Below are 11,056 nucleotides of genomic sequence, written 5' to 3'. Positions count from 1 at the left end.
TCGGACGATCCGTCGGGAACACGGTCGGGGCCGCGTGGTGATCGCTCACCACGCGGCCCCGACCGTTCGTCGCGTCAGCGGCTGAGGCTGGCGGCGGTCTGCGTGTCGGTCTCCGAGAAGGCGTCGCTGACCTGCGTGAGGTACTGGCTGATGCCCTCCATGCCGTGCAGGGTCTGGTCGACGCTGCCCTTGTACTCCTCGAAGTACGGACCGAACTGCTGCTGCGCGCCCGGGGTGTTGTAGCCACCCTGGATCAGCGTGTCGATCTTGCTCTTGGCCTGGGTCATCCCGTCCAGCAGGGTCTGCATGTTCTGCTGCAGCCAGCTCGCGGACTCCTGGATGTCCTCGCTGACGATGTGGTACGTGGCCATGTCGCCCTCCCGTATTCCGGTGGTTCTCCGGGTCGGCGAGCGGTCCCCTCGTGGACCGTCTTGCGCCGACGCCGCCACCCACACGGATGCCCGCGCCATCCGGTTCAGGGCAAGTTCGAATCCGTCCGGGACGTCCGTCGCGGTACGGCGGTGAACCGTTTCGGCACGGCGTCCGTGTGGGTGCCGGACCTGCGCACGAGCCCGGTCCACACGGAATACGAGGTGGAGCGAACATGGTGCAGAGAGCGCGGATCGCGATCGCGGTGATCGGCCTGGCGGCGCTGACCGCGTGCGGGGACACCACGGGGGCGGGCGGCACCGCGAGCGCGCCGACCCAGGGGGCGTCCGTGGCCGCGTCGGTCACCGCGACTGCCGACCCGGGCCCGCAGGTCATCGAGGTCAGCCCGGTGCCGCCGCCGACCGTGGCGAAGACGCAGCGCCGCGTCCAGATCTTCAGCGGGCCGTCCGACGTCCCCGTCTCCGGTAGCCCGGACCGCGGTCAGGGCAGCAACGTGGTGGCGTTGCGGGCCATGGAACAGCCCGACATCGGCACGTACGTCGCGGACGGCCAGGGCAGGACGCTCTACCGGTTCGACAAGGACTCGGCGAAGCCACCGAAGGCGACCTGCGCGGGTGACTGCGCCAAGACCTGGCCCCCGTTGCTCATCTCGTCACCCGGCCGGATCTATCCCGACGGCGTCGACCCCCAACTCGTCGGGTACGTCGAGCGGGCCGACGGCACCTGCCAGGTGACCATCGGCGGCTGGCCGGTCTACCTGTTCGCCAAGGACACCGCGCCCGGCGAGATCCGGGGCCAGGGAGTCGGCGGCACCTGGTTCGCGGTCGCACCGACCGGCGCGAAGACGAAGCCGCTACCGGAGGTCGTCGCCGTGCCCACCCCCACCGCCCGCTGAGAGCGTGGAGTCGACGATGAGCCCGGACGGCGCGTCCGACAGTCCTGCGGTCACCGGCGCGGGGGCGGCCCTGCTGGCGCCCCGCTGGAAGCCGGCCCCCGGGCCGCAGTGGGGGCCGGCGGCGACCGTGCCGTCGGCGAGACGCTGGCGACCCTCTCCGAAACTCGTGGTGGCCGTCGCGGTTCCGGTCGTCCTCCTGGTCGTCGCGGGGACCGTCGTGGCCGTGACCCGGCCCGACCTGCCGCGACCGAAGGTCCTCGACACGGCCGCCCTGCAGCGCCAGGTGCTGACCGTGCTCCGGGCCGACTACGGGCTGAACGCGGACACCGTCGCCTGCCCGGTCGACCAGCCGGTCATCGAGGGGCACCGGTTCACCTGCACCGCCGAGGTCGACGGGGCCACCGTCACGACCTGGGTGACGGTCCGGTCCACGGGTCAGCTGGAGGTCGCGCGCCCGAAGTAGTCGGCCGGGCCGGCCGGGTCGGTAAGAGTTCGTCACGAGGCTGGTAACTGGCCGACCGTAGCGTCGGGGCCGGGCCGATCGCCGGTTGCCGGACGGGCCGGCGGCGGCCCGCTCGTCGACCCGCTCGTTAAGGACCAGGCACCAGCGATGACAACGGCTCCCCACCCCTGTGCGGCGTCCGGCCGGATTCCCGCACTGGACGAGTTGATGGCCGAGCATTTCGGGCCGTTGCTCACCTTCGTCGAGAAGCTCGTGGTGGACCACCACCTCGCCGAGGACATCGTGCAGGAGACGTTCATCCACGCCTGGCAGAGCGGCGCCCGCCGCCGCCTCGTCGCGGTCCCGATCCGCGACTGGTTGATGACGGTGGCGCGTGATCTGGCCGTCGCGTCGCTGCGGGCGGTCGCCGTCGGGCGGGAGAGGACCGAGCCGGAGGTCGACGCCGCCCAACCGGACCACGCGGACGCCGCCGTCGCCGCCGCCGAGGCGGTCTCGATGCTGCGCCGGCTGTCCGTCGAGCACCGCGCGGTGCTGCTGCACACCTACCTGGCGGGACGGACCACCCACCAGACGGCCCGTGCGCTGGGCGTCCCGGTCCGGACTGTCCGTTCCCGGCATCAGGACGCGCTCCACACGCTGCGGACGAGCCGCCAGGCGGCCTGACCGGGCCGGGCCGGGCCGCCCGCCAGCTCAGGTCGGAGAGCGCAACCGCGAACCGGAGGCGTCGACGATCCGTTTCGCGCCGTGCACGGTGACCCCGGTCAGTCGGATGCCCCCCAACGTCTCGGGGATGTGCGGATCGGTGGCGAGGACGCCGTCGCGGACGTCGAGCCCGAGCATCGCCCGCAGGAGGAGCAGGGGCGCCCCGCTGGCCCACGCCTGCGGGTTGCAGGCGGTGGGGTAGGGCACGGGTCGGCGTCCCAGGGATCGGTCGTACCCGGAGAACGCCTCGGGCAGGCGGTAGTCGAAGTGGGCCGCCGCTTCCAGCATCGCCATAGCGATGCGGTTGGCCTCGTCCCGGTGGCCGTACCGGGCGAGCCCGGCGGCGATGATCGAATTGTCGTGCGGCCACACGGTGCCGAGGTGGTAGCCGATCGGGTTGTACCCCACGTCCGCGGTCGACAGCGTCCGTACGCCCCAGCCGGAGAACATCTCGTCGGACATCAGGTGCCGCGCCACCAGGGCCGCCCGCTCGGGCGGAACGATCCCGCTCCACAGCAGGTGGCCCATGTTCGAGGTCATCGAGTCGATGGGTCGTTTCTCCGCGTCCAGGCCGATCGCGTAGTAGCCACCGCGCTGCGGCAACCAGTAGTCACGGTTGAACCGCTCGCGCAGATCGGCGGCCTCGGTCCGCAGCCGTCGCGCCAACGGGGCGTCGGCCCACGGCCCGTCGGCGAGTTCCGCGGCGCGTACCTTCGCGTCGTAGGTGTAGCCCTGGATCTCGCAGGTGGCGACCGGCAGGTCGGGGAGCCTGCTGTCGGCGAACTGCACGCCGTCCGGCGAGTCACGCCAGCACTGGTTGCGCATGCCGTTCGGGGAGCGCGTGCCGTACTCGACGTACCCGTCGCCGTCGCGGTCGCCGAACTCGTCGATCCACCGCAGCGCCGCGTCGGCGTTGGGCCGCAACTGCCGCACCAACGCGTCGTCGCCGGTCCACCGCCAGTACTCGGAGAGCAGGATCAGCCAGAGCTGGGTGGTGTCGGCCGCGCCGAAGCAGGGGCCGTAGGGCTCGATGCCGAGCTGCGTCAGCTCACCCGAGCGGAACTCGTGCAGGATCTTCCCGGGGTCCTGGTCGCTGAAGTCGTCGACGACGGTGCCCTGGTGCGCGGCGAGCGTGACCAGCGCCCCGCGTGCGACGTCCGGACCGCAGGTGACGCTCTGGTACGCCGTGATCAGCGTGTCCCGGCCGAACACGGTCAGGAACCAGGGCATGCCGGCGGCCAGCAGCACGACCTTCTGGCCGTTGATCTCCTTGACGATGCGCATCGACACCAGGTCGACGGCCGATTTGTGGTAGACGTTGCGCAACAGCTCCGATTCCGCGCTGAGGTCCGGTTTATTGGCCGCCCACCGCGATGCCACGTCGTCGGCGTCGGTGGCGTGTGCCTCGCCGAAGACACGGCTGGTCGGCTGGAAGTCCGTGCCCTGACAGTTCAGCAGCACGCGCACCTCGCATCCCCACGTGTCGCCGCGTTCCAGGTGCACGTCCCAGGCCAGCGAGTCGCCCTCGACCCGGTCGGCCGGGGGGTTGACCACGACGGTGGTGCCGGCCGACCAGCCCGAGTTCCGGTAGGAGAAGAGCAGGGCGGAGCCGTCCCGCCGGTGGTCCCGTCGGATGTCGGCCAGCCGGCTCCGTCCCGCTCGCTTGATCTCGAAGAGGTCGGCGAAGTCCACGCCGACGTCCAGCCGCAGACGTACGGAGACGGGTTCCACGCCGAAATACTGCAACTCGACGCGCTCGTACATGCCGTCCCCGACGAACCGCTCCCGGCGCAGCCCGATGCCGTTCGCCCGCAGGTTCGGTAGCTCCGGGTTGGCGAGGAAGAAGCCCGCGGAGTAGGCGTCGACGGTGCTGGCGCTGAGCACCAGCGGAGCTTGTCCGTCGAGGGTCATCTCCCAACGGCTGAGGTAGCGGGTGTCGTCGTGCACCAGTCCGGCGATGGAATCGGCCGGCACGTCGCCGACAGCATTGGACAACATGAAGGTTCGACCCTCGAATATGCCGACGGAATCGGAGCCGAGTTCCGGAGGCATGTCGCGGTTGGCGCCGCCGTGAGGGCGTTCCTGCTGTTTCGTCGGCCGAGAATTCATGGCACCCGCACCTCCCCCGTTGGCAGGGGCGGCCCCGCCGTACACGCCCGCAGTCTAGGAGCCGAAAGGGCGGTCTCGCGGCCGTATCGCCTGGTATCCACGGAGTCGGCGAAAAAGCGACGAACGGCGTCGGAGCGGCCCTGCCTCGTGTATTCCGCGCAGTGACATTTCTAATGTCGGGTGCCGTGCTCCACCATTTCGTCCGGATCGGGTCTCGGCGACGGGTCGTCCTCGGCGGGGCACACGTAGACTGGCAAGCTCGGTGGTGGCAGCGGGTACGGGGCAACAGGAGATTGAATTGTCGATTTCGACCGACGCCCGCCACGGAGAAGACGGACCCCGGCCGACCGACGGCAACCTGCGTTTCGAGATCCTGGGTCCCCTGCGGCTCTGGCGCAACGGTGTCGAGGTGGACGCCGGCCCCCGACAGCAGGGCCGCCTGCTGGCCCTGCTCCTCGCCCGGGCGGGGCGACCGGTCAGCGCGACCGACCTCATCGAACTGGTCTGGGGCGAGGATGCTCCGGCCAGCGCCACGAACGTCATCCACAAGTACGTCGGCGCGCTGCGGCGCCTGATGGAACCCTCGCTCCCGCTGCGCGCGCCCGGCACGTACCTGCGGCGGCACGGTTCCGGCTACCTCTTCGCGCCCGCGCCCGGCTCGCTGGACCTGTTCCGCTTCCGTGAGCTGGTCGGGGCCGCCCGTGCGAAGCTCGCGGCCGGCGACCGGCACGCGGCGCTGGATCGCTACGCCCTGGCCCTGGGGCTGTGGCGCGGGCCCGCCGGTGACACGTACGCCCACGGCACCACCTCGATGTCGATCTTCGCCGCGCTCGATCAGGAATTCCTCGACGTGTGCGTGCCGGCGGCCGAACTCGCCATGTCACTGGACCGGCCGACGCGGGTGCTCCGACCCCTGCGGCTGGCCGCCTCGATGGCGCCGTTCCATGAGCCGGTGCAGGCGGGCCTCATCGCCACGCTCGGGGCGAGCGGCCACCAGGCCGAGGCGCTGGGACTCTTCCGGACCGTTCGTACCCGTCTCGCCGAGGAGCTGGGCATCGATCCGGGCGAGGCCCTCCAGGCCGCGCACCGGCGCGTCCTGGCGGGGACGGCGACCTCGGTGCCGAACGCCCCGACCGGCCCCGGGGCGCGGCGACGCGCCCGCTCGTGGCCGGTGCCGCTGGTGCGTCCGGCGCAACTCCCACCCGATCTCCCCGCCTTCGTCGGGTGTACCGCCGAACTCGCGACCCTCGCTGGGTTGATCGAGGACACGGCCGACGACCGCGGGACGGCTCCGCTGGTCGTCGCACTCGACGGGATGGGCGGCGTGGGCAAGTCCACGCTGGCCGCGCACTTCGCCCACCTGGTCGCCAGGGACTTCACCGACGGCCAGCTCTATCTCGACCTGCGCGCGGAGCAGCCCGAGATCGACCGCCTCTCGGCCAGCGACGCGCTCGGATCCCTGCTGTCGTCGCAGGGTTTCCACATGTCCAGCGTCCCGGAGACGCTCGCCGCGCGGGTCGGCATCTACCGGAGCCTCACCGCCGGCCGGAAGCTGCTCGTGTTCCTGGACAACGCGCTCGACGCCGCCCAGGTGCGCCCGTTGCTGCCCAACTCGCCGGAGTGTCTGGTTCTGGTGACCAGCCGCAGTCCGCTCGTTGATCTCGCCGTCCGCGACGGCGCCCACCTGCTGCATCTCGACCCTCCGGACATGCCGACCGCCCGTAGGCTGGTCCAGCGCCGGCTGAAGGACGCGCCGAACCGCTCCCAGGCGGGCAGCGCTCCGGTGTCCGACACCCTCGACGAGATCATCGAGATGTGTGGCCGCCTGCCCCTTGCGTTGGCGATCCTGGCCGGGCGGTTGAGCGCGCGTCCGCGACTCGCCCTGGAGGATGTCGCCGCGGAACTCCGGGACGGCGCGCGGCGACTCGCCGCCTTCTCCGGCAGCCACGGCGTATGCGATCCGCGTGCCGCCTTCGCCTGGTCGTACCGTCAGCTCAGCCCGGACGCGGCACGGCTCTTCCGGCTGTCCTCCGCGGCCATGGCGGCCGGCATCTCGGCCGAGGCCTTCGCCAGCATGTCCCAGACCCCGCCGGTCCGGACGCGGGCCGTGGTGCGCGAACTCGCCGAGGCGGCCCTGCTCGACGAGGACGACCGGGGCCGGTTCACCTCGCACGTCCTCGTCCGGGCGTACGCGCAGGAGCTGATCCTGGCGCAGGAGTCGGTCCGCGACCGGGAGGCGGCGATCGACCGACTTCTGCACCACTACCTGCACAGCAGCCACCAGGCCGCGCTGCGGCTCGTACCGACGAGCCCGGCGGCGGCCCCCACTCCGGCCCCGGCCGGCGTCATCGCCGAGCGACCCGATTCGTACGACGCCGCGATGCGGTGGTTCGACGATCACCGGGAGGTCCTGTTCGAGGCGGTGCGCCGCGCGGCGGAGGGCGATTCCGGTGTCCCGCCCTGGCGGCTGGCTCTCACCATCTGGCCGTGGTTGCGGCTCACCGGGCGGTTCCACGACTGGCAGGACGTGATGCGGGTGGCTCTGCGGGCTGCCAACGGTACCGGGGATGACCTGGGTGCGGCGCACGCCATGTGGAGTCTGGCCGATTCCTGCTACCACTTCGCCAGCTACGACGAGGCACTCGACCTGCTCACCCGTGCCCGAGAGATCTTCACCGAGCGCGGCATGATCGTGGAGTTGGGCGGCGTCCACAGTGCCCTGCACCGGATCCACAGTCAGCTCGGCCGGCACGAGCGGGCACTCGCGGAGAACGAGCGGGCACTGTCCCTCTACCGTGCCGCCGGCTTCGAGCAGGGCGAGATCTGGGCGTGCGTGGCCCGGGGTCAGACACTGGTCCGACTCGGTGCTGCCGGCGAGGCCATGGTGTGCCTCGACGAGGCGCTGGCCCACAGCGAGAAGTTCGGACCAGGGACGGACGAGCCCTCGATCCGCATTCTGATCGCCGAGTGCCTGGCGTTGCTGGGGCACCGGAGCCACGCTCGGGACCAGCTCGAGCAGGCCCTCCGAGCGGCCGTCGAGGCGCACAGCCGGATCGGCGTCTTCGACGCGTCCGCCCAGCTCTGCGCGACCCTTCTGGATCTCGACGACGTGCCCGGCGCCTGCCAGGCGTGGCGGGAGGCCTGCGACGCCATGCACGCCATGCAGAACGGCGGGACCCGTCGCATGCGGGACACGGTCTGCGACCTGGGGGACAGGCTGCTCGAGGTCACCCCCTTCGCCTCACGATCCGAGGACACGCAGCGCTGACACGTGTTCCCGGGGACCGGCGTGCCGCTCCGCGGTCCACCGCCTGACCAGGGTATCGATGGATCGGACCGACCATGTCGGTCGATGGCGCGGCAATCGGTCGGTTGAGCATGTTATCGATAACATGCTATGTTCCGGCCCGGGGAGCGAAGGGCACGCTCCCAGTCACCGCAGTCAGTCGGCGCAGGCATGCCGAGGGCCCGCCCTCCCGCCGCCTCACCGATCGGTGACCAGTCCGGGCCGCTCCGCCACTGCCAGGCGACCGCGCGGTCGTCGGACGCGCCCCCCGGTCCGGCCGCATTCCCCGCATTCCATGCCCCGTCGCGGACAACCCGGCAGCGACGGTACGGCCCGTACACCACCCGTGTACGCCGCACCGGCCGCACGAGCACGTCGGCCCGCAACGGAAGGACGTCCTGTCACGGCACCTCGTCGGTCGGCCCTCGTCCCGCCCGCGCGGGCGAGCACCCCCCACCCGGCACGAACCGGCTCGAGGTGCATGTCGTACGCACGATCAACGGCAAGGAGTCGAGCAATGGTCAGACGGAGACAACTACTGACGTTCGTCGCGGCCGCGGCGGTTCTCGTCGTGGCTACCGGCGGCGCGTTGACCGCTGGTTTCCGCGGCGAGGCGGCGGCCGCCACGAACGGCACCCTGGCGGCGACCGCGGGCTGCGGTAAGGCGCCCACCCTCACCAACGGGACACGCACGATCACCAGCAGCGGCCAGAGCCGCACCTACATTCTCCAGATCCCGAGCGGGTACGACCGGAACCGCCAGTACCGCCTGGTCTTCGGTTTCCACTGGTTGAACGGGTCGGCCAACAACGTCGCCTCGGCCGGCTACTACGGCCTCGCGCCGCTGTCGAACAACAGCACGATCTTCGTCGCGCCGCAGGGCATCAACGCCGGGTGGGCCAACACCAACGGGCGGGACCTGACCCTCTTCGACGACATCTCCCGCCAGGTCGAGAACGACCTCTGCGTCGACACGACGCAGCGTTTCGCCCTGGGTTGGAGTTACGGCGGAGCCATGAGTTACGCGGTGGCCTGTGCCCGACCCAACGTCATCCGCGCGGTCGCGGTGCTCTCCGGCGCGAACCTCAGCGGCTGTAACGGCGGCACCCAGCCGGTCCCGTACTTCGGCATCCACGGCATCCACGACAGCGTGCTGAACATCTCGCAGGGGCGGGCGTTGCGCGACACGTTCGTCAGGAACAACGGCTGCACGGCACAGAGTCCGCGCGAGCCCAGCCAGGGCAGCCTGACCCACATCACCACCACCTACTCCGGCTGCCGCGCGGGGTACCCGGTGCAGTGGGCCGCGTTCGACGGCGACCACACCCCGAGTCCGGTCGACGGGTCGGGCAGCCCCAACGACTCGCGGACCTGGACCTCGGGTGAGATCTGGCGGTTCTTCAGCCAGTTCCAGTCGACGACTCCGCCCACCACGCCCCCGCCGACCACGCCGCCGCCGACGACGCCCCCGCCCACCACGCCGCCGCCGACCACCCCGCCGCCGACGACGCCGCCGCCGACCACGCCGCCGCCGACCGGTGAGCCGGGCGCCTGCGCCGCCACCTACCGGGCGATCAACAGTTGGCCGGGCGGCTTCCAGGGCGAGGTCACCGTCACCAACGGGACTGCCAGCACGATCAACGGCTGGACGGTGGGCCTGACCCTGGCCAACGGCCAGGCCATCAGCAGCCTCTGGAGCGGTGTCAACACCGGGACCACCGGCAACGTCACCGTCCGCAACGCCGCCTACAACGGCACGCTCGCGCCGAACGCCTCGACGACCTTCGGATTCACCGCCACCGGAGACGGCGCCACCCCGCCCGGCAACGTCACCTGCACCAGCGCCTAGAACGGATGCCCGGGTCCGGAGCCACCGGCTGCGGACCCGGGCACCAGGGCGGGCGCGGTCGGCAGTCCGTCGACGAATCCTCGCGAGCGCGGCTGTGGCAGCGGGGGAGACGCGGCGCTTTATGCGCGAATGTCGATGTTAGCGTCAGTCATTCTGGGTTGCCGAGTGCGTCCGCCCGGGTTGCGGCACGGTGCGTGGCCGGGCAGCAGGCGTGCGACCGGCGTCAATGGTCGGACCCGACGGGCCGGCCCCGCTTTACGCGGATGTTACGTCTTGACGAACAGCATGTTATCGCTCACAGTCGATGGTCAAGGACGACGTCGGGTGCGATGTACCGCCGGCCGACTTCGTCGACCGTCAATCCGACACTGTCCGCAGCACGCAGGGATCGTGTTAACGCGAACATTCCCGCCGTGTGCGCCCGGTCGCGTGTCGTGGTGCGCCCAGCTTCGGGTAGCCGTTCGGCTCCCTGTGATTGAGGAGGAACATGTCCGCCATTGGTACGTCCCCGGCGATAGCGCCGCCCTCGCGGCGGCGAGGGTGGTTGGTACGAGCGGCAGCCGCCAGTGCGGCGGCGGTGGTGGTCGCTGGCGCCGCCGCGATGGCGGTGTCGTCGCCCGCGTCGGCGGCGACCGTCGACACGAGCGCGTGGTACGTCCTGGTGAACCGCAACAGTGGCAAGGCGTTGGACGTCTACAACCTGGCCACGAACGACGGTGCGCGGATCACGCAGTGGACGCGTAACAACGGCAACCAGCAGCAGTGGCAGTTCGTAGACTCGGGTAGCGGTTACTACCGGGTCAAGTCGCGGTTGTCCGGCAAGGTGCTGGATGTTTCCGGCCGTTCGACGGCCAACGGCGGGGCGATCGTGCAGTGGTCCGACAACAACGGCACCAACCAGCAGTTCCGGCTTGCCGACTCGGACAGTGGCTATGTGCGGTTGATCAACCGCAACAGCAACAAGGTCATGGAGGTGCAGGGCGCCTCGACGGCCGACGGCGGCAACATCGTGCAGTACGACGACTGGAACGGCGCCAACCAGCAGTGGCAGTTCGTTCGCGTCGACGGCGGCGGCAACCCGACCACGCCGCCGCCCACCACGCCGCCGCCGGGTGGCACCTGTGACCTGCCGTCGTCGTACCGGTGGTCGTCCACCGGAGCCTTGGCGCAGCCGAAGTCGGGCTGGGTCTCCCTCAAGGACTTCACCGTCGCGCCCTACAACGGCCGGCAACTCGTCTACGCCACCACCCACGACTTCGGTTCGTCCTGGGGCTCGATGAACTTCGGCCTGTTCACCAACTGGTCCGAGATGGGCTCGGCCAGCCAGAACACCATGAACAGCGGCACCGTCGCACCCACCCT

At 70.8% G+C, this 11,056-nt stretch carries 8 protein-coding genes; 6 read left to right on the top strand and 2 right to left on the bottom strand.

Features of this window, described 5'->3' with window-relative positions; translation table 11 throughout:
* Nucleotides 1–74: 74 nt before the first annotated feature.
* Entirely contained in the window at nt 75–371 is a 297-nt protein-coding gene (locus tag ABZ272_RS27855; RefSeq protein WP_007457407.1) for a WXG100 family type VII secretion target, read from the bottom strand.
* A gap of 233 nt (nt 372–604) precedes the next feature.
* On the opposite strand from ABZ272_RS27855, the gene ABZ272_RS27850 reads away from it, so the two are divergent.
* The 3 genes from ABZ272_RS27850 (at nt 605) to ABZ272_RS27840 (ending at nt 2,411) form a co-directional block, all read left to right on the top strand.
* A complete protein-coding gene (locus tag ABZ272_RS27850) occupies nt 605–1,285 on the top strand; it encodes a hypothetical protein (RefSeq protein WP_355052890.1) in 681 nt (226 codons plus the stop codon).
* Between the two features lie 16 nt (nt 1,286–1,301).
* Entirely contained in the window at nt 1,302–1,748 is a 447-nt protein-coding gene (locus tag ABZ272_RS27845) for a DUF4333 domain-containing protein (protein ID WP_355052889.1), read from the top strand.
* 147 nt (nt 1,749–1,895) lie between these two features.
* The gene (locus tag ABZ272_RS27840) at nt 1,896–2,411 is read left to right on the top strand and encodes a sigma-70 family RNA polymerase sigma factor (protein WP_355052888.1); all 516 of its coding nucleotides are present in this window, start codon (nt 1,896–1,898) and stop codon (nt 2,409–2,411) included.
* Nucleotides 2,412–2,438: 27 nt separating this feature from the next.
* Here ABZ272_RS27840 and ABZ272_RS27835 read toward each other — a convergent pair whose 3' ends face one another.
* Nucleotides 2,439–4,502 (bottom strand): glycogen debranching N-terminal domain-containing protein, encoded by a 2,064-nt coding sequence (locus ABZ272_RS27835; RefSeq protein ID WP_355052972.1) that lies wholly within the window; start codon nt 4,500–4,502, stop codon nt 2,439–2,441.
* Between the two features lie 355 nt (nt 4,503–4,857).
* Between ABZ272_RS27835 and ABZ272_RS27830 the strand changes: the two genes are divergently transcribed.
* The 3 genes from ABZ272_RS27830 to ABZ272_RS27820 all read left to right on the top strand — a co-directional run.
* The gene (locus ABZ272_RS27830) at nt 4,858–7,827 is read left to right on the top strand and encodes a BTAD domain-containing putative transcriptional regulator (RefSeq protein ID WP_355052887.1); all 2,970 of its coding nucleotides are present in this window, start codon (nt 4,858–4,860) and stop codon (nt 7,825–7,827) included.
* Between the two features lie 535 nt (nt 7,828–8,362).
* The gene (locus ABZ272_RS27825) at nt 8,363–9,694 is read left to right on the top strand and encodes a cellulose binding domain-containing protein (protein WP_355052886.1); all 1,332 of its coding nucleotides are present in this window, start codon (nt 8,363–8,365) and stop codon (nt 9,692–9,694) included.
* Between the two features lie 487 nt (nt 9,695–10,181).
* Nucleotides 10,182–11,056, top strand: an 875-nt coding sequence (locus ABZ272_RS27820) for a non-reducing end alpha-L-arabinofuranosidase family hydrolase (RefSeq protein WP_355052885.1), incomplete at its 3' end; no start/stop codon positions are given.

The organism is Micromonospora sp. NPDC005979, assembly GCF_040614415.1.
GTDB lineage: Bacteria > Actinomycetota > Actinomycetes > Mycobacteriales > Micromonosporaceae > Micromonospora.
The sequence above is the reverse complement of the archived record's forward strand: the minus strand, read 5'-3'. Positions and strand labels throughout refer to the sequence as shown.

What these genes read in the sequence shown, in the direction of transcription:
- ABZ272_RS27835 (WP_355052972.1), bottom strand. Translation starts at nt 4,502, where the DNA reads ATGCCTCCGGAACTCGGCTCCGATTCCGTCGGCATATTCGAGGGTCGA.
- ABZ272_RS27855 (WP_007457407.1), bottom strand. Translation starts at nt 371, where the DNA reads ATGGCCACGTACCACATCGTCAGCGAGGACATCCAGGAGTCCGCGAGC.
- ABZ272_RS27840 (WP_355052888.1), top strand. Translation starts at nt 1,896, where the DNA reads ATGACAACGGCTCCCCACCCCTGTGCGGCGTCCGGCCGGATTCCCGCA.
- ABZ272_RS27850 (WP_355052890.1), top strand. Translation starts at nt 605, where the DNA reads ATGGTGCAGAGAGCGCGGATCGCGATCGCGGTGATCGGCCTGGCGGCG.
- ABZ272_RS27825 (WP_355052886.1), top strand. Translation starts at nt 8,363, where the DNA reads ATGGTCAGACGGAGACAACTACTGACGTTCGTCGCGGCCGCGGCGGTT.
- ABZ272_RS27845 (WP_355052889.1), top strand. Translation starts at nt 1,302, where the DNA reads ATGAGCCCGGACGGCGCGTCCGACAGTCCTGCGGTCACCGGCGCGGGG.